Origin of the sequence: uncultured Tenacibaculum sp., from assembly GCF_947495995.1 — a bacterium.
GTDB lineage: Bacteria > Bacteroidota > Bacteroidia > Flavobacteriales > Flavobacteriaceae > Polaribacter.
This window is the reverse complement of sequence record NZ_CANMAX010000005.1, coordinates 238,123-261,989: the sequence shown is the minus strand read 5'-3', so window position 1 is coordinate 261,989 and position 23,867 is coordinate 238,123. Positions and strand designations below refer to the sequence as shown.

23 protein-coding genes are annotated in these 23,867 nt (G+C 31.2%); 17 read left to right on the top strand and 6 right to left on the bottom strand.

What is annotated here, in order from left to right; genetic code table 11:
- Window positions 1–100: 100 nt before the first annotated feature.
- On the bottom strand, window positions 101–3,310 hold the full coding sequence (locus Q1A15_RS15055) for a hypothetical protein (RefSeq protein ID WP_299625705.1): 3,210 nt from the start codon (window positions 3,308–3,310) through the stop codon (window positions 101–103).
- 138 nt (window positions 3,311–3,448) lie between these two features.
- Here Q1A15_RS15055 and Q1A15_RS15050 point away from each other — a divergent pair, with 138 nt between their 5' ends.
- The gene (locus Q1A15_RS15050) at window positions 3,449–5,221 is read left to right on the top strand and encodes a CocE/NonD family hydrolase (protein ID WP_299625702.1); all 1,773 of its coding nucleotides are present in this window, start codon (window positions 3,449–3,451) and stop codon (window positions 5,219–5,221) included.
- A 14-nt stretch (window positions 5,222–5,235) separates the two neighbouring features.
- On the opposite strand, the gene Q1A15_RS15045 is transcribed toward Q1A15_RS15050, so the two are convergent.
- The 5 genes from Q1A15_RS15045 to Q1A15_RS15025 all read right to left on the bottom strand — a co-directional run bounded on the left by Q1A15_RS15045 (window position 5,236) and on the right by Q1A15_RS15025 (window position 7,201).
- Window positions 5,236–5,403, bottom strand: coding sequence for an Arc family DNA binding domain-containing protein (locus Q1A15_RS15045; protein WP_299625699.1), 168 nt, complete (start codon window positions 5,401–5,403; stop codon window positions 5,236–5,238).
- A gap of 97 nt (window positions 5,404–5,500) precedes the next feature.
- The gene (locus Q1A15_RS15040; RefSeq protein ID WP_299625697.1) at window positions 5,501–5,995 is read right to left on the bottom strand and encodes a hypothetical protein; all 495 of its coding nucleotides are present in this window, start codon (window positions 5,993–5,995) and stop codon (window positions 5,501–5,503) included.
- Between the two features lie 2 nt (window positions 5,996–5,997).
- Window positions 5,998–6,168, bottom strand: a complete 171-nt coding sequence (locus Q1A15_RS15035) for a DUF4177 domain-containing protein (protein ID WP_299625695.1) — start codon at window positions 6,166–6,168, stop codon at window positions 5,998–6,000.
- A gap of 2 nt (window positions 6,169–6,170) precedes the next feature.
- Window positions 6,171–6,329 carry a DUF4177 domain-containing protein gene (locus tag Q1A15_RS15030; protein ID WP_299625693.1) on the bottom strand — a complete coding sequence of 53 codons (159 nt, stop codon included), beginning with the start codon at window positions 6,327–6,329 and terminating at the stop codon, window positions 6,171–6,173.
- 11 nt (window positions 6,330–6,340) lie between these two features.
- Window positions 6,341–7,201, bottom strand: a complete 861-nt coding sequence (locus Q1A15_RS15025) for an SPFH domain-containing protein (RefSeq protein ID WP_299625691.1) — start codon at window positions 7,199–7,201, stop codon at window positions 6,341–6,343.
- 116 nt (window positions 7,202–7,317) lie between these two features.
- Between Q1A15_RS15025 and Q1A15_RS15020 the strand changes: the two genes are divergently transcribed.
- From Q1A15_RS15020 to Q1A15_RS14945, 16 genes are all read left to right on the top strand, one after another.
- On the top strand, window positions 7,318–8,100 hold the full coding sequence (locus tag Q1A15_RS15020) for a S1/P1 nuclease (RefSeq protein WP_299625688.1): 783 nt from the start codon (window positions 7,318–7,320) through the stop codon (window positions 8,098–8,100).
- Window positions 8,101–8,205: 105 nt separating this feature from the next.
- Entirely contained in the window at window positions 8,206–8,727 is a 522-nt protein-coding gene (locus Q1A15_RS15015; protein ID WP_299625686.1) for a TlpA disulfide reductase family protein, read from the top strand.
- A gap of 5 nt (window positions 8,728–8,732) precedes the next feature.
- Window positions 8,733–9,347, top strand: coding sequence for a thioredoxin family protein (locus Q1A15_RS15010; RefSeq protein ID WP_299625684.1), 615 nt, complete (start codon window positions 8,733–8,735; stop codon window positions 9,345–9,347).
- A gap of 395 nt (window positions 9,348–9,742) precedes the next feature.
- Entirely contained in the window at window positions 9,743–11,587 is a 1,845-nt protein-coding gene (locus tag Q1A15_RS15005) for a glycosyl hydrolase family 18 protein (protein ID WP_299625682.1), read from the top strand.
- A gap of 14 nt (window positions 11,588–11,601) precedes the next feature.
- Window positions 11,602–11,925 carry a hypothetical protein gene (locus tag Q1A15_RS15000; protein WP_299625679.1) on the top strand — a complete coding sequence of 108 codons (324 nt, stop codon included), beginning with the start codon at window positions 11,602–11,604 and terminating at the stop codon, window positions 11,923–11,925.
- A 6-nt stretch (window positions 11,926–11,931) separates the two neighbouring features.
- Window positions 11,932–12,510, top strand: coding sequence for a DUF4255 domain-containing protein (locus Q1A15_RS14995; protein ID WP_299625677.1), 579 nt, complete (start codon window positions 11,932–11,934; stop codon window positions 12,508–12,510).
- A gap of 2 nt (window positions 12,511–12,512) precedes the next feature.
- Window positions 12,513–13,541 carry a hypothetical protein gene (locus tag Q1A15_RS14990; RefSeq protein ID WP_299625674.1) on the top strand — a complete coding sequence of 343 codons (1,029 nt, stop codon included), beginning with the start codon at window positions 12,513–12,515 and terminating at the stop codon, window positions 13,539–13,541.
- 18 nt (window positions 13,542–13,559) lie between these two features.
- The gene (locus Q1A15_RS14985; RefSeq protein ID WP_299625671.1) at window positions 13,560–15,218 is read left to right on the top strand and encodes a phage tail sheath C-terminal domain-containing protein; all 1,659 of its coding nucleotides are present in this window, start codon (window positions 13,560–13,562) and stop codon (window positions 15,216–15,218) included.
- Window positions 15,219–15,307: 89 nt separating this feature from the next.
- Window positions 15,308–15,769: a phage tail protein gene (locus tag Q1A15_RS14980; RefSeq protein WP_299625668.1), complete on the top strand. Its 462-nt coding sequence runs from the start codon at window positions 15,308–15,310 to the stop codon at window positions 15,767–15,769.
- Between the two features lie 3 nt (window positions 15,770–15,772).
- Window positions 15,773–16,219 (top strand): phage tail protein, encoded by a 447-nt coding sequence (locus Q1A15_RS14975; RefSeq protein ID WP_299625665.1) that lies wholly within the window; start codon window positions 15,773–15,775, stop codon window positions 16,217–16,219.
- Between the two features lie 2 nt (window positions 16,220–16,221).
- Entirely contained in the window at window positions 16,222–16,380 is a 159-nt protein-coding gene (locus tag Q1A15_RS14970; RefSeq protein ID WP_299625662.1) for a DUF5908 family protein, read from the top strand.
- Window positions 16,381–17,061 (top strand): LysM peptidoglycan-binding domain-containing protein, encoded by a 681-nt coding sequence (locus Q1A15_RS14965; protein WP_299625659.1) that lies wholly within the window; start codon window positions 16,381–16,383, stop codon window positions 17,059–17,061.
- Between the two features lie 7 nt (window positions 17,062–17,068).
- Window positions 17,069–18,865: a type VI secretion system tip protein VgrG gene (gene vgrG, locus Q1A15_RS14960; RefSeq protein WP_299625656.1), complete on the top strand. Its 1,797-nt coding sequence runs from the start codon at window positions 17,069–17,071 to the stop codon at window positions 18,863–18,865.
- Window positions 18,866–18,868: 3 nt separating this feature from the next.
- Window positions 18,869–19,384, top strand: coding sequence for a GPW/gp25 family protein (locus tag Q1A15_RS14955; RefSeq protein ID WP_299625653.1), 516 nt, complete (start codon window positions 18,869–18,871; stop codon window positions 19,382–19,384).
- 25 nt (window positions 19,385–19,409) lie between these two features.
- Window positions 19,410–23,048 carry a hypothetical protein gene (locus tag Q1A15_RS14950; RefSeq protein WP_299625650.1) on the top strand — a complete coding sequence of 1,213 codons (3,639 nt, stop codon included), beginning with the start codon at window positions 19,410–19,412 and terminating at the stop codon, window positions 23,046–23,048.
- A gap of 24 nt (window positions 23,049–23,072) precedes the next feature.
- On the top strand, window positions 23,073–23,831 hold the full coding sequence (locus Q1A15_RS14945; RefSeq protein ID WP_299625647.1) for a hypothetical protein: 759 nt from the start codon (window positions 23,073–23,075) through the stop codon (window positions 23,829–23,831).
- Window positions 23,832–23,867 lie beyond the last annotated feature (36 nt).

The window sequence follows — 23,867 nt, the reverse complement described above, 5'->3', positions numbered from 1 at the left end:
ATAAGTGGATGATAGACACATGTAATGCAATGTGCAAGTATCAATAAAGTTTTTTTGATAAAAAAGAAAACGAGGTTAGTAAATAACCTCGTTTTTGTTTTTATTTTATAGAGAAGATTTTAGTCTCTTTAAAAGGTGAGATTGTGATTTTCTCTACTTCATTTTTGTAGGTAGGCCATTCCTTATTAAAGAATGTATTTGTTTTAGCTAATACTTTCTTTAATGAAGTTTTAAATTGTTCTATCAAACGTTTTTCAGTAGCAGTTTGTTTACCATATCTACTGTTTACATACCAATTTGTAGTACCTAAACGTTGATTTATATTTACTTCTGGACTTCTAATAATTCCTTGACGCTTGTCAACTCTACCTAAGTAAATATTTAATAATGTATCTATCTTTTTTATAATCTCTTTTGAAGATTTAATTTGAGCTTCATACTTCTTTTTATCTTTAGTAGATAACTCTTTCTTATAACCTTCCGCTATTTTCTTACTTTCTACTAATTGATTTACTGCGTCTAACATTACTTTTTGATCAACTTTAAGCATTTTAGCAGTATTGTATTTTTCATCAATTGCAGCTTGAGACATTTGTAATCTCGGATCGTATTTTACAGTAATATTCGTTTCAGCAGTTTGATCACCAAAAGTAGCCTTGATTCTATAAGTTCCTGGTTTTACAGTTACTCCACTAGGTTCCGATTTAGATTTTCTAATACGTCTAGATGGACGAGCAACACCTTTTTCATCCATAAACCAAGTTCCTCTATGAATTCCGTTTTCTTTAGGTGTTTTTCTCTTGATAGTTCTAATCAAACGGGTTCCGTCATATATTTCAAACTTAATAGAGTCCCATTTAATTTTCTTTTTACCTTCTTCTTTCTTCTTAAGATCGTCTTTAGACTTCTTACCAGCTTTTTCAGTTTTCTTAGCCATTTTAGGCTTGTTTACATAAAACTTAATTTGAGCTCCGAAAGGTCTGTTTTCACCATTAAATAAAGCATCTGCTCCAAAACGACTTCCTGTTGGTTGTTGGTAACTTGCTTGATAAGCAGTTGGAGGTGTAAATAAATCGAATTTTTTAGTTAAGATGTTTTTGTTCGCAGCAATAGCACGTAAAGGACGAATATCATCTAATACCCAAGCAGCTCTACCAAAAGTACCAATAACTAAATCGTGTTCTCTTGGGTGAATTACTAAATCTTTTACAGAAACTGTTGGGAACCCAGCAGTCCATTTTGTCCACTTATTACCAGCATCAATAGAAACATATAATCCATCATCTGTACCTAAGAATAATAAGTTAGATTCGATAGGGTCTTCAACAATACTTAACGTGTAACTCTTTACATCATTTTCATCAACGATACGTTCCCAAGTTTTACCATAGTTTTTAGTTCTATACGCATAAGGTGTATAGTTAAAACGACGATAATCATTTGCAACTAATAAAGCTTCTCCTTTATTTTTGTTTGAAGCTTTAATTTGAACAATCCAACTATTTGCAGGTAATCCTTTAATATTTTTAGAAACATTAGTCCAAGTAGAACCTCCATTTTGAGTAATATGAACTTGTCCGTCATCTGTTGCAGCCCAAAGCATATCTTTTTCAACAGGTGAAGGCTCAATAACTAAAACTGTACAGTGATTTTCTGCACCAGTTGCATCTATAGTTAATCCACCACTTTCGTGTTGTTTTTGTTTGCTTTTATCATCAGTAGTTAAATCTGGAGAAATAACTTCCCAAGTTAATCCTTTATCCGTTGATTTGTGTACAAATTGACTTCCGAAGTAAATTGTAGAATTATCAAAAGGATCAATATTAATTGCTGAATTCCAGTTGAAACGTAATTTTACATTTGGATCTGGGTGTGTTGGTTTTACTGTATAATTGTTTCCTGTTTTATAATCGTAACGAGAAACAAAACCTTGCTGACTCATAGACCATCCATAACGAGAATCATCTTTGTCTGGAACAACATCAAAACCGTCTCCAAAACTTATTTCTTGCCAGTATGAATTACGAATTCCTTGAGCTTTCCATACATAAGCCGGACCTCTCCAAGAACCATTATCTTGCATTCCTCCGTAAACATTGTACGGGTATTCATTATCTACATTAATATGATAAAATTGAGCAACAGGTAAATTACCAATAAAACGCCAAGTTTTACCACCATCACGAGTAATATTTAAACCACCGTCATTACCATCAATCATGAATTTTCCATTCTCAGGATGAATCCACCAAGCGTGGTGATCTGGGTGAACTCCATTATTAGCACCATAAGCTGGCATTAATTGATTAAAACTTTTTCCACCATCTTGAGAAACATTTACATACGTGAAAATGGTATATAATCTATTTTCGTTTTGAGGATCAGCATAGATTTCAGAATAGTAGAACGGACGATTACCTATTCCGGCTTTACCATTAATTTTCTTCCATTTAAATCCGCCATCTTCACTTTTGTATAAAGCATTCTTTTTAGATTCTACTAAAGCGTAAATTGTATTCGGATTACTTCTAGAAATAGCAACTCCGATTCTTCCTAAATCACCTTTAGGAAAACCTTCTTTATGAGTAATTTTTTTCCAGTTTTCACCACCATCATGAGTAATGTATAATCCACTTCCTTTTCCACCAGATTTAAAAAACCAAGGATCACGTTTGTGTTCCCACATCGCAGCGATTAATTTGTTAGGATTAGAAGGATCCATAACTAAATCTGCAGCACCAGTTTTAATATTATTGTATAAAACTTTTTTCCAAGTTTTACCGCCATCTACAGTTTTAAAAATTCCTCTTTCAGGATGTTCACCCCAAGGAGATCCGATAGCAGCAGCATACACAATATCAGAATTTGTAGGATCGATAATAACTCTATGAATATGACGAGTTTTTTCTAATCCCATAGATTTCCAAGTTTTACCAGCATCTAAAGACTTATAAATTCCATATCCACCATTTAAACTGTTTCTCGGATTTCCTTCTCCAGTTCCTACCCAAATAACACTTGGGTTAGATTGTTGTATGGCCACAGCACCTACAGATGCAGTAACTTCTTTTTCGAAAATTGGTTCCCATTTAATTCCACCAGAAGTAGATTTCCATAAACCACCAGAAGCTGTTCCTACGTACATAACATCTGGATTTTTGTGTACTACATCTATTGCAGTAACTCTTCCACTCATTCCACCAGGACCTATATTTCTAGGTTTCATATTTTTCAAAATATCCATAGAAAGTTCCTGAGCGGAAACAATGCAGGAAATGAATAAAAGTAGAGGTATAATGTATTTTTTCATTAGAAAAATAAATTAGTTGATTAAGATTGATAAAAATACAGTTAAATCATTTGGAATTTCTTAAAAAACTGTTAACGGATCATATTCCCTTTGTTGGTACAAAAAGTAAATTTACATTTGAAACAAAGCTTAAAAACTATGAAACATGTAACGATGTTTTTCTTTGTTTTGATGTGTTCTTTTGTCTCAAAAATCAATGCTCTTGAAACCTCAGATTCATTAAATATCAAAATAAAGTTTTACCAAAAAATCAAATTATCTGATGGAACAAAATTATCCTCCAATATTTATCTTCCTGAAGCATATACATCAGATAAAAAATACCCAACAATTCTTGTAATTACACCTTATGTTTCTGATGAAAATCATGAAAGAGGTTTATTCTTTTCTAGAAACGGTTTTGTTTTTATTACTGTAGATTGTAGAGGTAGAGGAAATTCCGAAGGAAAATTTATTCCCTTTCAAGATGATGCAAAAGATGGGGCAGAGGTTGTTGAATGGATTGGAAAACAAGAATGGAGTGACGGAAAAGTTGGTATGATGGGCGGTTCTTACAGAGGAATGAATCAATGGTTTGTTTTAAAAGAATTTCCAAAATATTTAAAAACAATAGTACCAACAGCATCTGTAGGTCCGGGTTTAGATTTTCCAAAGTATAATAATATCTTTTATCCGTATGTAATGCGCTGGTTAATGTTAACAAGCGGAAAAACAATTAATCAGAAATTATTTGGTGCTGATTTTTGGACTCAAAAGCAAGAACAACTGTACAAAGAAAATAAACCGTTTCATATTTACGATGAGTTAATTGGTTATCCGAAAGAAGTTTTTCAAAATTGGATTTCACATCCGAGTCATGATGAATTTTGGCAGCAGTTTTATTTTACTGAAGAAGAATCAAAAAAAATCAATATTCCTATTTTAAGTATTACTGGGCATTTTGATTCTGATCAACCAGGAGCAATGAAATATTATTCAGATCACATGAAAAATGGAGCAAATGCTGCTCGATTGAATCATTATTTAATAGTTGGTCCATGGAGTCATGGTGGAACTAGAAGACCAACTAAAGAATTAGGAGGTTTACAGTTTAAAGAAAATGCTGTTTTGAATATGAACGCTTTGCATTTAGATTGGTTTAATTGGATTTTAAAAAATGGAAAAAAACCAGAATTTTTAAAAAGTAGAGTAGCTTATTATACAATGGGTGATAACGTTTGGAATTATGAAGCAGACATTAATAACATCACAAATGCAAATAAAGAATTCTTTTTAAGTTCTAAACAGAATGATGCCAAAACAATATTTAATTCTGGATTACTTTCAAATACAGTAATTACTAATGATAAAGAACCTGATGTTGTAGTTTATGATCCTTTAAAAAATGAAGGAATTACTAAACCTAGTTATACAAGTTCGAATAGTGAGTTTTACAAAGATCAAAGTTATGTGAATGATCAAGATATTCTTGTTTATCATTCTAAACCATTAGAAGAAGATATGCAGGTTAATGGAAAAATAACTTTCGAAGCTTTTATTTCTTTAAATGTTGTAGATACTGATTTTGAAGTTACACTTTACGAAGTAACCAAAGCAAATGAATCTATTTTCTTACAAAAAGACCAACTAAGAGCTCGATATAGAAATGGCTTAGAAAAACCAGAACTTGTAAAAAAGAATGTTATTGAAAAGTATGTTTTTGAAGGAGAAAACATGTTTAGTAGAGTAATTCGAAAAGGAAGTAAATTACGATTAGTTTTTTCAGCTATAGACAATCCTAATATTCAAAAGAATTATAACTACAAGGAAGATCCTTCGAGGCAGAAAGCCAAGAATGCGAAAACAGCTATTATAAAGTTGTTTCATAACGAGAAGTATCCGAGTAAAATTATCTTACCGATTAAAAAATAAGAAAAGAGGAGTTTTTACTCCTCTTCTTTCTTTTTAGGTTCTCTTTTTGCTTCTTTAAGAGCTTTCATAAGCATCCATTCAATTTGTCCGTTCGTAGAACGAAACTCATCTGAAGCCCATTTTTCAATAGCCTTAAGCATGTCTTCATTTATTCGTAACGCAAATGCTTTCTTTTTAGCCATGTGAATTTTCAATTATTAATTTTCTACAATTTTTATAGTTGTACAAAAGACCATAAAATTGAAATGAAATACAAAATAAAAAGTACTATTAATCGTATCATGATGCTACCTTTTTGTAATGTGTAATTGTAGTTAACGCTTTTTCTTCTTGTTGAGTTCCAATAAGAATACGTTTTGAATTTTTCAATTCCATTTGAATTCCAATTTCACCAGAAACATTATAAGCAACACCATTTTCTTTCTTCCAAAGTAAACCGCCTTTCATTCCCCATCCACCATATTCAGAGATGGCATCGTATTTCCTTATATATATGTTTTCAATATCATTCCAAGGAATTGTTTTGTACTTAAAATGAAAAGGAATAAAACGATAATGAATACCTTGTTCGTCAATTCGAGTTTTTAATTTAAAGAAGAAGATAAATCCTGTTGGAAGAATCACTAAACTCATAGCGATAACATAATCGGTTAAGTCCATTTTACCATCAGCATAAGCTTTTGAAAAAACGACAATAGGAACAATTAACCCTATTACTAAAAGTGCAATTAACCATTGTTGTTTAAAACGTTGTTCTTCTTTAAATATTCTCATAATTATCTGTTTTTATCGCGTTCTAAAACAGCGGTAACAGCTCCTGTATTTGCTTCAGAATAAACATTAACTACTCTCCAACCTTCACGAGCATAATTATTTAATTCAGCTTCGAATTTCTCTCTACTTTTTCTCCAGCTAAATTTTGGAGATATTAATTTATATTCTTTCATTATTATCTGTTTTTATCTCTTTCTAGAACAATATGAATCCAACTTTCAGCAATGTGTTTTACAGTCCATCCTTCTCGTGCGTACTGGTTTAATAGATCTTCCATTTTTTGATATCTATTATTTAATCCCAATTTTGGTCTAACAACTTTATATTCTTTCATAATTTTATTTTTTAATGATTTAATGTTCCTGTATTTACTACCGGAGAAGCATCTTTATCACCACAAAGAACTATCATTAAATTACTAACCATAGCAGCTTTACGCTCTTCGTCTAATTCAACAATTTCTTTTTTATTTAATTCTTCAAGAGCCATTTCTACCATACTTACAGCACCTTCTACAATCTTATGTCTTGCAGCAACAATAGCAGTTGCTTGTTGTCTTTTTAACATAGCATTAGCAATTTCTTGTGCATAAGCTAAGTAACCAATTCTAGCTTCTAAAACTTCAATACCTGCAATAGATAAACGCTCTTCAAGCTCTTTTTCTAAAGTTTCACTTACTTCATTTACACTAGAACGTAATGTAATATCTTCTTCATGACCTTCATCAGCAAAATTATCGTAAGGATACATACTAGCTAATTTTCTTACCGCAGCATCAGTTTGTACACGAACAAAGTTCTCGTAATTATCAACATCAAAAGCAGCTTTATATGTATCTGTAACACGCCATACTAAAATGGTACTAATCATTACAGGATTTCCTAATTTATCGTTCACTTTTAAACGTTCACTATCGAAGTTACTTGCTCTTAAAGAGATTTTCTTTTTAGAATAAAAAGGATTTGCCCAATACAAACCGTTTTGTTTTATCGTACCGATATATTTTCCAAATAGCAGTACAACTTTAGATGTATTCGGATTTACCAAGATGAATCCAAACAACATTATGATTGATGCAACTAATGAAATTATAAACACAGGGCTTTCTAATTTTACCATAGCTACAATGCTCCCAATAAATAAAATGAAGAATACTAACAACATTAAGTATCCACTAGCAGGTTTGATGATTTTTTCTGATTCCATAAGTTTTATTTTATAATGATATTATTTTGATATCATAAAGATATAAAAATATTTTTGAATTATGCAAATATTTAGAATGATTTATGTTATACTTTTGCTGAAAACTTCAAAAAAGGATGAAATTAAAATCAATTGTAACTGTAATTTTTTTATCAAGTACATTATTTGTTTTCGGTTCAAAAGAGGAATGGGGACCAACAGGACATAGAACAACTGGACAAATAGCTGAGAAGCATTTATCTAAAAGAGCAAAAAGAAAAATCGAAAAATTACTTCAAGGTGAAAGTTTAGCATTTGTTTCAACGTATGCAGATGAAATAAAATCAGATAGAAGTTATAGAAAATACAGTCCATGGCATTATGTGAACATGCCGTTAGATAAAGATTACGAACACTGTGAGAAAAATCCGAAAGGAGATTTAATTACTGGGATTAATAAATGTATAGAGGTGTTAAAGAATGATGTTTCTAGTGTTGAAGAGAAAAGGTTTTCTTTAAAAATGTTAGTGCATTTAGTAGGAGATTTACATCAACCATTACATATTGGAAGAAAAGAAGACAAAGGAGGAAATAAAGTTCAAGTACAATGGCACGGAAGAGGTTCTAATTTACATAGAGTTTGGGATAGTGGCTTAATTGATAGTTGGAATATGAGTTATATTGAGTTAGCTGCTAATGCTAAAGATCTTAGTAAAACTGAAATTAAAAACATCCAGAAAGGAACGGTTTTAGATTGGGTAAAAGACTCTCATACTTTAACAAAAAGAGTTTATGGATCTGCTAAAACAGGAGAAAAATTACGTTATAGATATTCATATGATTATTTTCCTGTAGTAAGAGAACAATTGCAAAAAGGCGGTTTACGTTTGGCAAAATTGTTAAACGAAATCTTTGGATAAGCTAAAAAATTAGATTAATTTAAAACTCCTTTTTTACAGGAGTTTTTTTAGTTAAAAAAAGTTAATATTTAGAACAAACATTTTTGTTTACTTAATTTTAAGGTGATGAAAATTAAATTTATTTTACTCTTAATAAGTTCAGTAGTATTCGTTTCATGTAATACTAAAAATAAAAAATCAGATGCTACTGATTTAAAAGTTACCGACGGGGCAATCAGGATTTTAAACTACGATCAACTAAAACCTTTATTAGAACAAGAAGATGATAAAATTCATGTTGTTAACTTTTGGGCAACTTGGTGTAAACCATGTGTAGAAGAGTTGCCTGCTTTTGAAAAGTTAGATAGAGAATATAAAGATAAGAACGTTGAGTTGTTATTAGTGAGTTTAGATTTTCCAAATCAGATAAAAAGTGAATTATTACCATTTATAAAAGAAAGAAATTTAAAACCAGAAGTTGTAGTTTTAGATGACCCTGATCAAGATAAATGGATTAATGGAATTTCAAAAGATTGGTCTGGAGCAATACCAGCGACAATTATATATAAAAACGGAAAAAGAGCTTTTTTCGAACAATCATTTAACTACGATTTATTAACCCAAGAATTACAACAATTTTTAAATTAAATATTATGAAAACTTTTAAATCAATATTTGCCGTACTAGTTTTAGTGGCTACTGTTGCTTTTACAACAAAAGATAAAGGTGCATACAAAATAGGAGATAAAGTAGATAATTTCACATTAAAGAACATCGATGGAAAAATGGTTTCTTTAAGTGATTATAACGATGTTAGTGGAGTAGTAGTGATATTCACGTGTAATCATTGTCCGTATTCTAAAATGTATGAAGATAGAATTATAGCCTTAGACAAAACTTATAAGGAAATAGGATTTCCAGTTGTAGCAATAAATCCAAATGACCCTAGTGTTTCTCAAGGGGATGATTATGAATCTATGAAAGTAAGAGCTAAAGAAAAAGGATTTACTTTTCCATATCTATTCGATGATGGACAAAAAGTGTATCCAAAATTTGGAGCTACCAAAACACCTCATACTTTTATTTTAAAAAGAAAAAAGAAAGACTTTATTTTATCTTACATTGGAGCAATTGATAACAATGCAAGAGATGCGAGTAATGCTAGCGTTAAGTATGTAGAAGAAGCGATTTTAAGTTTAATAGATGGTGATATGCCTACAAAAACAGAAACTAAAGCTATCGGTTGTTCTATTAAAACAAAGAAGTAATTCTTACCATAAACAAATAAAGAATCCTGCACAATGTGTGGGATTTTTTTATGGTTAAAATGAAGTATTTATAATATGATAAAATATAAATGTGAACTAGTAGTAATAATTTGTTAGACTTTTCAAAATTTAATTATATTTACCCAACAATTCCTAGATATATAGAATTGCCCCGAAAAAACAACCAAATAAATTTAAGACTTCAATACCTCTTGAATCTATTTTAAAATAATTCATCTATCTAGAACATAATTAGTATTAGTAAGATCTCATTCATAAAAATGAATGGTTCTTATGTTATTGTATTACGTGCAAAATAATAATGGAATATCCATTGTTGTTAGCTGCGTGATATTATAGTAAAATAGAATTAGTTTAAAACAGGGTTAATCAATATGACTAGAAAGTTTACTTTCTTAATTTTATTTTTTGTAATACAAGTGCAAGTATTACAAGCGTCAGTTCGTATTGATACTATTCCAACAAAAGAAGTTTCTAAGCTTAAAAAGAAAAAAAGTAAGATTGGGAAATTCATACAAAGTATCTTCCATCATAACGATTCAGCTAAACAAGCTCGAAAATTCATACATCAACATCATAAAGTATTAAAAGATAAAAAGTCACCAACCTTTGCTTTTGAAACAGGTAAAGTAAAAAACACTTTTTTAAAAACTTCGAAGAATTTTGCTTTAAACTACGAGGTTTTTGGTTGGTATCCATATTGGGAAAAAGACTATTATAAACATATTAATTTCTCATTACTTTCAACAGTTGCTTATTTTTCCTACGAAGTAAATCCCAAAACTGGAGATCCAATTACAACCCACGATTGGGAAACAACAGGATTAATAGATTCAATTCAAGCACAACAAGGAAAAAAAGTATTACTAACCGTCAGTAATTTCGGAATTAGAAATAACAGAAGATTTCTTAAGAATTCTGATGCGATAGATAAGCTAGTAACAAACCTTATTGTATTATTAGCTAAAAGAAATGCTGATGGAGTTTGTATTGATTTTGAGGGAGTTTCTAAAAATGAAAAAAGCGAATACACTAGTTTTTTATTAAATCTTTCTAACCGTTTAAAAAGTGCAAACGATAAGTACAAGGTTTACGTTACGGTGCCTAATGTAAATTGGAGTAAAGCCATAGATTTTAAAGCGATAAATCAAGCCATAGATTGCTTTGTTATCATGGGATACGATTATTACGGAAAAGGAAGTAAAGTTGCTGGTCCGGTTGCTCCTTTAACTAGTGGTAAAACTTGGGAACCTTTTAACTTAACAAATTCTGTAAAATACTACACTGAACATATTCCGAGTTCTAAAATAATTCTTGCCTTACCGACTTACGGAAGTTTATGGGAAACTAAAAACTTAGATATAAAATCTAAAGTAAAAAAGTATATAGGAAGCAGAACATTTAGTTATATAAAAACCAATATAGAAAAGAATGAAGCTGTTTACATAGAGCCTATAAGTAAGAGTGCTTACAGTGTATATAAAATCAAAGGAAGTAAAAATGTATACAGACAATGTTGGTTTGAAAACGATGAGAGTTTTAAGATAAAAACCAAGTTAATCAAAGATCAAAAACTTAGAGGTTTAGGATTATGGGCTTTAGGTTACGACAGAGGTTACAATGATTTTTGGGAGATAATACGTGATGAGTTTGCGAAACCAATTCCAGCTTCATCAAACGGAAATGATTTGTCTTCTTCAGGCGGAACAAGTTCTTCAGGTTCCAATTTTAACTCAGGATCTGGCGGATGGTTTTCTTCTGGATCTTCTAATACTTCGGGAAACGATGGTACTTCAAACGGATCAAATGGTACTGGTTCTGGTGCACAAAGTAGTAGTCCGTCAATGGTTTCAAAAGTTGTAAATACATTAGGACTTACAGATCCAAATAGTAAGATAAATAAAGTTGAGAAGAAATTAGTGCATATCACCAATTACAAAACAATTCTATTGTACGTAATGTGTTTCGTTTTATTCTTTGCTTGTGTCGGATTTATCATTGCAATTATTTCACCAAATACAAGAAATAACTTTTTCAATAATTCAAGTTTAAAGAAATATTACACAGCAACAGTTTTGTTGATTGCAATTGTTGTTTTTAGAATGCAAGGATATTTAAATGATGGAAGTGTCATATTAATTATTGGATTTGTACTAGGTGTATACACATATTATTTAGTGAATAAATTGATAGATAAAAAACAAAAAGATTTACCATAATTACAGATAATAAAATGAACGAAAAAGCTGTAAAACAAGATTTTGGTAAAGCGCAAAAAATAGTAAAGGCAGTTAAAAAAATAGCCTCTAAAGAATTACTGTGGTCGTTGTTTGTATTACTAATAAGTATACCTACAGCATTAATAATATCATATGTAATAAGTTCAGATGCGCACATTCTGAACGAAGAAGTTTCTCGAGATATAGAAGAGGTTTCAGAAATCATAACGCATGAACAACCATTGTTTAGAGTTGTGTTTGGTATTTGTGTAGTCGGACTCTATTTCTCAAGAATGGTGGTTTCAGCAATAAAAAATTCATTAGAGGATAAAAAATAATTTTAAATGTTAGATAAGGTATTAGTATTTATAAGTAATCTGTTGAACAAAGAACTAAAGATGTCCTTTGGTCTTACTGAAGAAATTGTAAAGGTTAGTAGTCTTATTAATCTAGATGGAAGTATTACTCAAAATATAGAGAATAAAATCATTTTGTCTGTAATCAATCTAGAGCAAGAAAAAAATATAAAATACCGACAAGAATATGTGGGTACAAGCAATGGATCATTCAATAAAGTAAATCCGCCAATATATCTTAATATGCATTTATTGGTTTCAGCAAATTATAACTCTAACAATTATATAGAAGCGTTAAAAATGTTATCTGCGGTAATTGGTACGTTCCAAACTTCAAAAGTATTTACATCTCAAAGTCACCCAGAATTAGATAATTCAATAGAACGATTAATCCTAGAGATTTACAATATACCAGTTCAAGAACTGAGTCATGTTTGGAGCGGAATTGGAGCTAAATATGTGCCTTCAATTGTATACAAAATACGAATGATTAATATACAAAAAGGACAAATTAAAGAGCAAATTGCTGGTGTAGGAAATTTAGATACTAATACACAAAAAAGATAATTATGAGTAGTATGTATAAACATTGGTTTACATTAGAAATAGTACATTCTTATTTTCAAAATAACGAGTGCACTGTTTTCGATTTGTTTCCTACTCAGTATACTGCTCGAATATTGAAAAATTATGGTATCAAGATTCAGAAAATTGCAAATAAGTTTCTTTTCCATGTTAATACACGAGATACAAAACAGGTGTGGGAAGAGTTAAATAATGCTGAAGATCTGTTTTTTCAACTATTGAATGCTGATGTGAATTTTGATAATTACACAGATGTTTTATTACCCAAAAAAGAAAATACAGTTCAGTATATCACAAACGACGATGTAATTAATCGATTTAATGAGACTTCATCGGTATCACCAAAAATATTAGAAACATATTCTTTACGCTTTGCAGTAGAAACTATTAAAGAAAAAGAAGTTGTTCTTTCAGTAAGAAATAAAGGAAAAGAGATTTACAAAATAATCTCACCAGAGAATCAAAGAACAACTAGTATCGATATTGAAGCTTACGGAAATGGTGTGTATGAGTTATGGATAGATAACGTTTTGTCGAATACTTTTTACGGAACAACTGAGATTCCGAAACAGAATCTTTACGCTATGGTTCATATTAATATGAAAAACGCAGTTGAGTCTATTAAAGAAAACAGAACTCCAGTACTAAAAGTGAATTTTAAAGCCAGAGCAACATACAGAGAATATGTAGTTGTTGTGCCCGATTATAAAAAAATAGAAATTAAGAACATTAAAATAGAAGGAATTGATGAAGAAAAGTATAATGCAGCAGAGAAAAAAGAAGTGATCGAAAGCTTAGGAGAATCGTATGTATTTACGTCAACAAATCCAATTGCATTTAGTCAAAAACAACTAAAACATTCTGTTTTAAAAATTGAATATGTAAATCAGTTTTCCGATACTTTACTAGAGGAAGAGATGAAGTTACCTGTTCCTAATACCTCATCTATTAAAATTAAAAACAATCAAGATAACGAGAGTAGTTACTATTCTCAATCTATAATTTATGTCTAACCTTTAAAAATTATAAGAATGTCAGTAACAGAAATGAAGACACCAGGAGTGTATATCCAAGAGTTGGATGCATTTGGTAATGCTGTTGTGCCAGTTCCAACGGCTATTCCCGCATTTATAGGGTATACAGCCAATACTAGCTACAACGGTAAAGACTTAGTGAATAAAGCTGTAAGAATTACATCTTTAGCTGAGTTTAATGCTATTTTTGGAAGTAAGCCTCCACAAATTCAATTTAGTGTAAATCAAATTGCAGCGACTGCAGCAGCAAAACCAGCAGCAGCGGCTACAGATTCAAAAAAGAAAGGAGATGCATCTAAATCAGCAGCAGCAGATGCAAAACCAGCAGCTACTCCAGACTTTTTTGTTGGAGCTAACGGATATAGTTTAGCAACAAGCACAGTAAACTATAGATTATACAGTGCAATTAAGTTTTTCTATGAAAATGGAGGAGGTACTTGTTATATAGTTTCTACTGGAGGATACGATTATTCTTTAACAGGATTAACTTCTACAGATCCTTTCACAAATGCATTAACAGTTTTAGAAAAAGAAACTGAGCCAACAATGATTGTAATTCCAGATGCTGTTGAGTTAATGGATCCTACAGAAACAGAAATGGCTAAAAAATATGCTTTATGTTACACTTTACAAGGGGAATTAATTAACCACTGTGGAGATTTAGCAACTAGAGTAGCTCTTTTAGATGTTCCAGGAGGATATCAAGAACCATTAGTAGGAACTACAAGTGTAGAAGCATTTAGAAATGCAGTTGAGCCTACGTTACCTAAATTTAATAGTTATGCTGCGGTTTACTATCCTTGGTTACATACTACAGTAAATCAATTAACAGATATTTCTTATAATAATATTGCAGCAGGAAGTTATGCAGCTGTTAAAGCAATGCTTAATGCTGAATTTCCAAATGTTGTAGATTCTAAAACAGGAACAAGTTCTCCAAATCCAATCGTAAAATATATCAATGCTTTATTCGCAACTAAGCCAGGAGCAGATGGTATTACAAGAGATAAAGCAGATACAGTTCTTAAAAATTTAAGTTCTTCATACAAGCTTTTATTAAAGCATATGTTAGAGAAGTTAAACTTAATGACACCAAGTGCTGCAATGGCAGGAATTTACACTACTGTTGATAATAACGAAGGTGTTTGGATTGCGCCAGCAAACGTTGGTGTTCAAGGCGTTGTTTCACCAGCAATTAAGATTGATTTAAAAGCTCAAGAAGATTTAAATATGCCTTTAGATGGTAAATCTGTTTGTGCAATTCGTTCTTTCCCTGGTAAAGGAGTTTTAGTTTGGGGTGCAAGAACGTTAGACGGAAATTCTAACGATTGGAGATATATCAACGTAAGAAGAACATTAATTTACATCGAGCAATCTGTAAAAGAAGCTGCTAGTGCTTATGTTTTTGCTCCAAACGATGCTAAAACTTGGGTTTCTGTAAAGAGTATGATTTCTAATTTCTTATTAGGATTATGGAATCAAGGTGGATTAGTAGGAACTAAACCTGCAGATGCTTTTTCTGTAACAGTTGGTTTAGGAAGCACGATGACTCCAGATGATATTTTAAACGGACGTATGATTGTAGCTGTTAAAGTAGCAGTTTCACATCCTGCTGAATTTATCGAGATTACGTTCCAACAAGAAATGCAGAAATAAATTAATCAATAAAGACGAATTCGATATACTTAAGTTCTAACTAAAAAGTATATCTAAAAATATAATTAACCACTTAAAAACTAAATATTATGGCAGATGATGGATCAGTACAAGGCTCAATTTGGCCGTTAACTAAATTTTATTTTACAGTTAGTTTAGGGTCACAAGATAGTACAGCTTCTTTTCAAGAAGTTTCAGGGTTAGATACAGAAACTCAAGTTGTAGAGTACAGACATGGAGATAGTAAAACTTTTAGTACTATTAAAATGCCTGGATTAGCAAAGTTTGGTAACGTTACTTTAAAGAAGGGGGTTTTTGTAAAAGATAATAATTTCTGGAAATGGTACGATGCTATAAAAATGAATACCATCAAAAGAGAAACTGTAGTTATCAAATTATTAGATGAAACAGGTTCTCCTACAATGACTTGGACATTAACAAATGCATGGCCAACAAAAATTACAGGAACAGATTTAAAGTCTGAAGCAAACGAAGTAGCAGTTGAAACTTTAGAGTTAGCTCACGAAGGTTTAACGATAGCGAATAGTTAATATATGAGTGATTACCCATTACCAGGTTTTTACTTCAGACTAACATTTCCATTAGAATTAGGCTTAGCCGATACTTCTTTTAAGGAGGTATCGGGTTTGTCTATGGAAATGGGGATTGAAGAAATTGCTGAAGGTGGAGAAAACCGATATAAACATCGTGTGCCCACAGGAGCAAAATATCAAAACTTAGTTTTAAAACGCGGAGTTACATCTAGTATCTCTGCTTTGTCATTATGGTGCGAAGCTACAATTGCAGGTGGTTTATCTTCTAGTATAATTACACAAACAGTAATTGTGAGTTTATTAGATGAAGATAGTTTTCCTATAAAAAACTGGAGTTTAGTTAATGCATGGCCAGTGAAGTGGGAATTTTCTCCTTTAGATTCAATGAAGAATGAAATCTTAATTGAAAGTTTAGAATTGTCTTACGATTATTCATTAGTAATATAACTATGCCTATAGAAATAAGAGAATTAATAATTAAAGTTAAGGTCGAAGAAACTATAGCCTCAACATCTAATAATTTAGATATGGATGCTATTAAAGAAACACTAAGTAATTTGTGTAAAAAAGAAGTTAAAAAACAACTACAAAAACTTAAGGAACGATAGATGTCTAAGGATTTAATGACGATCACGGCTTATTCAGATAATGAATTTTCAAGTGAAACAGGAGATAGTTGTACGGTACAAATTAATCCTGCTTCTTATACACACGAGCATACTATTGAATACAATAAATTTCAACCAGTAGGTTCGCCAGGCACATCAACTTGGTATAAGGGAACTCCGCCAGAGAAAGTATCTTTCGATATTTATTTTGATGGAACAGGAGCAATAAGTACTAGTAGTTTAAGTAGTTTGTTATCTTCTTCAACTTCAGTTTCAGATCAAATAGATACTTTTAAAAGTACGTGTTTTACTTATAATGGAAGTATTCACGAACCTAATTATTTAATTCTTTCTTGGGGAACATTAGTTTTTAAATGTAAACTAACCTCATTGAATATTTCATACACACTTTTCCAGAGCGATGGAACTCCGTTAAGAGCTAAATTAAGTGTTGCGTTTGAAAGTTCAATTTCTGCAGATGATATTGCTTCAGAAGCAGACAATCAATCTCCCGATCTTACTCACTTTATAGAGATTAAAGAAGGAGATACTTTGCCATTAATTTGTTATCAAATTTATGGTGACAGTAGTTATTATACAGAAGTGGCTGAGTATAATAATATTTTAAATTTTAGAGATTTAAGTCCAGGAACAAAATTGTATTTACCTCCTTTAAAGTAAACCTAAAATGGCAAGTTCACCAATCATAAGCGGAAACAATTTAGTTTCATTTACCATTACCTCAGAAGGTGATGCAATACCAGATTCTTATGGTGTTATGAGTGTAAGTATAACACAAGCGATAGATACTATAGCTCAAGCACAAATTACAGTTAGAGATGGTAATCCTTCAACTCAAATGTTTGAAATATCAGATACTTCTACATTTGAAATCGGAAATGCTATTGAAATATCGTTGGGTTATGCGAACGATACTACAACGATTTTTTCTGGGGAAGTAACGAAACAGTCAATTAAAGTAGATGATTCGGGAACAACATTTCAAATAACTTGTAAAGATTCGTTAGTTTCTTTAGTAAAAAGTAAAAGTCAGGTTGTGCTATCAGATTCGTTAGATAGCGATGCTATACAACAAATAGTTGATACAACTGGAGTAACAGCAGAGATAAGTGATACTTCTGTTACCAAAGAAAAAATTATACAATACCAAGCCAGTGATTGGGACTTTATAGTTAGTAGAGCTCAACGTAACGGAATGGCAGTTGTTACCGATAACGGAACATTAACAGTGAGTGAAATTACTGTAGATAGCGAAGCTGTACTAGAATTAGAGTACGGTAGAGATATTATGGAAATGGATATCGAGCTAGAAGCTACAGAACAATTAAACTCTATAACATATAATTCTTGGTCGTTATCAGATCAAGAAACAGTTAGTTCAGAAGCAAGTGAACCTAGTGTGAATGAACAAGGTGATGCAGATGAATCAACTTTAGAAGCAGTAACAGATACCGACAGCACTATTTTTACTTCGGTTCCTTACACGCAAGAAGAAACTCAAGAAACTTCAGACGCGTTGTTATTACGACTGCGAATGTCTAAGTTTCGAGGAAGTATAACATTTCCAGGTTCGGCTGAAGTAAAACCAAATACACTTATTTCATTAACAGGATTAGGAGATGCATTTAACGGAGATGCCTATGTGTCTAATGTTCATCATAGTTTAAGTGGTGGGAAATGGACAACCGAAGTTCAAATTGGAGTTGCTCCAGAATTTCATGATCAAAAAGTAAAAGCAGCTCCTTCAGAACCAGAAATCAAAGAAAGTTTAATAGATGTAAAAGGATTACAAGTTGGTATTGTACAAGATGTTTATGATGAAGACGGAGGAGAATATAGAGTACAAGTTGAAATACCAATGTTAAACGATACTACAGAATTTGTTTGGGCACGTTTAGCTTCTTTTTATGCGAGTAATTCTTTCGGAGCATATTTCTATCCAGAAGTTAATGATGAGGTTATTTTAGGTTTCATTGATGGAAATCCAGCATATCCAGTAGTGTTAGGAAGTATGTACAGTAGCGCATTGCCACCTGCTGAAACATTAATTCCGGGAGATAGTGATAATAATCTAAAAGGATTAATTACGAGAAGTCAAATGCAAATGCAGTTTGATGATGAAAATATTGTAATGACAATCTTAACTCCGAATGGAAATACAATAATACTTAGTGATCAAGATGAAGGTATTACGATTACCGATCAAAATAGTAATCAGATACAAATGAATGGAGATGGAATTACTATAGAAAGTCAATCTGCAATGACTATAAAAGCAGCCGATGCACTTACACTTGAAGGAGCTTCTGTAACAATACAATCAGATAGTGACGATATTACAATCACAAGCTCTGGCGGAATTACAGGTTCTGCTTCAAACTCATTAGAATTAAGCGGAAGTAGTGCAACATTAAGTAGTAGTGGAACAACAAGCGTAAGTGGTTCAACAGTAAATCTTAATTAAGATATGAAGTTTTTAAAAGAAGATATTAAGAAACATAATTTGTTTTTAGGTACGGGTTGGAGTTTTCCTCCAACGTTTCATAAAGAAAGTTCTTTAGGTGTAGAAATGGTTTCTAACGAACAAGATATCCGACAATCATTAAAAATATTGTTGAATACTAAGATTGGAGAACGAATTATGAATCCGAGATATGGTTGTGATATTTACACTTATCTTTTCGATTCGATTTCTAATTCTAGAATGCACTTAATTACTGAGATGATTCGTACAGCGATATTAAGATTTGAGCCAAGAATCAAATTAATCAAAGTATATGTAGATGAATCTCAATATTTAGATGGAGTAATTAAAATTAACCTAGATTATAAAATTCCATCAACAAATACAAGATTCAATTTAGTGTTTCCATACTATAAAGTTGAAGGAACTGATATACCAGAATTATATAAAAGACCAGCGAAACAGCCAACAACTTTGGCTGATTTAGTAGCACTTCATAACTCGAAAAATAAAAAGTAGAGGATATATTTAGTTAAGAGATCAAATGAGAGAAAGGAGAAAAGGGACCATACAAAGTCAACGAATACATCAACAATTACTCAATCCTGGGTTTGAAATTGATGAGCGTACTTTTGAAGATTTATTAGCTTATATCGTATCTTATGTAGAACATATCAATTTTTATTCAACAGAAAATATCATTGATGGAAATTGGAAAGCTTTAATAGAACAAGATCCTGTAATTTACATTATTGGAATTATTAAAGAACCTATTGATAGTTTTAAAACAGAAGGAAAATATCCGATCGAAATTATTAATATTCTATTAAGTTGGTATGTTAAAATAGAGCAATGGTATCATACATTAGTTCATTTTAAGGAAGAGGTTTTAGCAGATAAAATTAGAAACGTGTTATTAAATGTACTCTTAGAAAAAAAGGAAGAGTTACATCGCCAGCTTCATAAAATAGAAATTGAAAATACTACAGAAAATTCATTTGCATCTGTATTACAGCAATATGCTGAAAAATCTTCAAATCAAGATTTTGATATAGAAGAAACAGCGCATACATTTAGAAAAATGGTATTGTACATTCAGAATTTCACTAGGAATTATTTGAATACGACTATTTTTTCTAAGAAAAATCATCTTCCTAATAATGCAATGTATATTACTTTTTCAATCTTATTCAAAAAGATTCAAGATTTAATAAACGACTTAGGAAGAAAACATTTAGATTTTTATTACCAAACGGTTTTACAGCAAACACCAAGCAAAGGAATTCCTACTCAAACAGTAGTATGTTTTGAACTTTCTCCGAAATCTAAAGGAGCTTTAATTCCAGAAAAAACAACATTAATTGCAGGTAAATTATTCGATAGTAAAAAGAATGTTTTATTTGAAACGATAAAGCCATTATTGGCTGTTCCTGTTGAAATACCAACGATACAAAACTTCTATTTAAGTAAAAGTCCGTTTATAAAAATAGGAACTAATAAACCTATAATTTCCAATATTATCCGCAATTCAATTGTAGCAAATGGAAAACCAAATAAAACAAAGGTTTATGGATTATTCGGAGCAGATGAAAATACAATTATAGGTTCTGAAGTTTCTAAAAGTAACGGAACTGATATTGGTTTTATAATTGGTTCTCAGGTGTTATTCCTAGAAGAAGGCGAACGAGAAATTACAATAACATTCGAATTGGAAGCAGCATCGGCAGATAATTCTTTTTGGAAACTATTACGAGAAATGGCAACCAATAGAGGTTTACCATTAGATGTTGTTTTTAATTCTGTATTTGAAGAAGCTTTTCTTATTTCTTATACAACAAAAGATAAATGGAAAACAGTCGATGGTTATTATATTCAATTCGATGAAGCTTTAAATACATTCAGTATTGGTATTCGATTGGCTACAACAATGCCATCTGTAACGATTTCTTCAACAGAGAAACAATATAGTTGGCCAATGATTAAGATATTATTATCTGAAGTTTCACCAATTTATGTGTATTCATTTTTTAAGAGTTTAAAACTAGAGAGATTAACGATAGATGTTGCTGTTTCTGGAATTAAGAACTTATCAGTGTATAACAACAACGGAAAGGTTTCGTTAGTAAAACCATTTCATTTATTCGGAAATTCTCCAAAACTTGGTAGTAATTTGTTAGTGGGTAAAAGTGAATTATATCAAAAAGAACTGACTGATATTAATTTACAGATTGAATGGGAAAGTGTACCGAATAATTATGGAGGCTTTGAAACTTACTATAAAGAGTATTCTGAGAAATTTTATAATTCATCTTTTAAAATTGATGCAGCTGCATTATCGGATGGATATTGGTTTCCGAGAGAAGAACGTAAACGAGAGCAATTTTCTCTTTTTACAACATATCCAACTAGAACACCAGAAGGTTATGCAAGTGAAAAGTTAGCTAAGAAAACTACGATACAACTTACGAATTTAGATCAATATAGACTTACAAGAGATTATAAATTAAAAGATCCAATTCCGTATACAATTAACAGTAATAACGGATTTTTTAAGTTTACTTTAATAGCACCTGAAAATGTATTCGGACAAGATTTATACAGGAAAGATTATGCAGAAATAGCAACAAATAATGCTAGAAATAACGAATCACAACCGCTTCCTAATCCGCCTTTTGTTCCCACAGTTAAAGAACTAACTTTAGATTATACTGCTAAAGACGTTATTTATTTTAATAATGCTTTCGATGGAAATACAGATACTTTAAAAGGTGATTTTATTCATATCACACCTTTCGGTTTGGAGAGAACTGTAATTGACAGTAAAGTATATAAAGACACAATTGTATGCGATTTAGAAGGAGAAGGTTATTTGTATGTGAAACTTAAAAATGTTGAATCGGAAAGTACAATTTCATTGTTTTTTGATTTAATGAATAACATACCATCGTTTTTTGAAGAAGAACATGAGGTACGAGTAGAATACAAAAATGCCGATCGTTGGTTACGATTACCAGCAAAGAATTTAGTTTCAGATGGAACAAATCAATTAACTAAATCAGGAATTATAGAAGTTCTTTTACCAGCGATTAATAGCAACGATAAAATAAAGGAACTTGAAATACGATTTGTAGCGACTCACAATGCATATAAATATCCTACGCTAAAAGGTATTTATCCGAATGCTATTATGGCAAGTTGTATAAGTACCGAAGATATTGTTGTTGGTAAAAAAGTACCTGCTGAAAGTATTGTTAAATTAGGAAAAAAGATACCAGAAATAAAAGCTGTTGTTCAGCCACAGCATTCTTACGGAGGTAAAATTCCAACAAAACCAGAATTGTTTTATACCGAAGTAAGTGAACGATTACGCCATAAAGATAGAGCAGTAACTATTTGGGATTACGAACATTTAATATTGCAATATTTTCACGAAGTAACTGCAGTAAAGTGTACCAATCTAAATCAGCATTTTAAACAACAACCAGGAAAACTAACCTTAGTTGTTTTATCACAAAAATGGAAGTACGATAAGCATCATTATTTTAATGCTAACGAATTAAATGTTATTGCACAATTTGTAAAAAGTAAAGCCAATTCATTTATAAAAATTAAAGTTCAAAATCCAACAATTGAATGGCTTTTGGTAACCTGTATCGTAGAATTTGAACTTGAAGATCAAGGCGGATATTACATACAAGAATTAAATGAAGAGTTAAATCAATATTTATGTCCGGTTTCTCACAATCAAGAAACTAATGTAGAAGGAATTGGAGGAACAGTTGTACCAAGAATGCTTAAAAGTCATTTAGAAAATTTGCCTTACATACAAAATATTAAAAAACTAGAAATAGAGCATGTTGTAAAAAAGGGATTAGATGATTTTTCATTGAAAATTTATAAAGAAAACCAAGAAATAAAACCAACCAAACCTTGGTCGATGTTGGTTCCAAAATTGAAACATAATATTTATGTGTCTTCAATTTTAGAAGAAGAAACTATAGAAGAAATCGAGAGTCAGAATTTCAGAATAGGAATAGATTACATAATTGCTGGAGATGATGAATATATCTATGAAGAAGAGCAAGTAAAACCTAAAGAAAACCTTACTGAAGAAACAGAGGATAAAATAAATACTCAAGAAGAACAAAAATCAAATTCTATTTTGAGTTTTAAGATAAAGTAGCCAAAACAACTAAATATAAAAACATTGAAAATAAAGTTATTAAACAGACAAAGTCTAAAAGTACTTTTTGCAGCAGGCGCAAGACCTAAAGAAAGCAATTTCTTTAGTTTAATTGATGCCATGGTTAATAAAGTAGATGATGGTATTTCTAAGACTGAAGAAGACGGATTAATTCTTTCTCCTGAAGGAAAAGAATCAAACCGAGTAATGAGCTTTTATCAAAATGTTGAAGATGAATTACCACAGTGGAGCATTGGATTAGATCAGCAAGAAGATAAATCACTTTCTATTGCTGCACCAGTAACAAAAACAGAAGAAACTCCCGTAATTACATTTCAAAAATCAGGAGAAGTTGGAGTAGGAACGAAAAAACCAAGAACTACTTTAGAAGTCGATGGTGTTTTAGGAACAAATACTCGTATCGGAACTTACAAAATAGGAACTGTTCCTGCCGATGGAGAATGGCATAATATCGTTACAGATTTAGATGGTTGTATGGCTTTCGAAATTATGGCACAAGTAGGGAAAGAGAAAACTGGAAGATATGCTTTATTACATGCACACGCACTAAGTACTTTCGGAAGATCACGTCATAAGATTCGTAAAACTCAAGCACATTACGGTTGGTTTTGGAATAAAATAGCGATCCGTTTTACAGGATCAACATATAACTATGCATTACAATTAAAAACAAAATCTAATTACGGTAAAGATATAGATATCAAATATCATATTACCAAGTTGTGGGGCAACGAAATGGAGAACTTATTTAATAAAGATTGATTTAAGAACCTGTAACGAAACCCAATCAAATTTAAT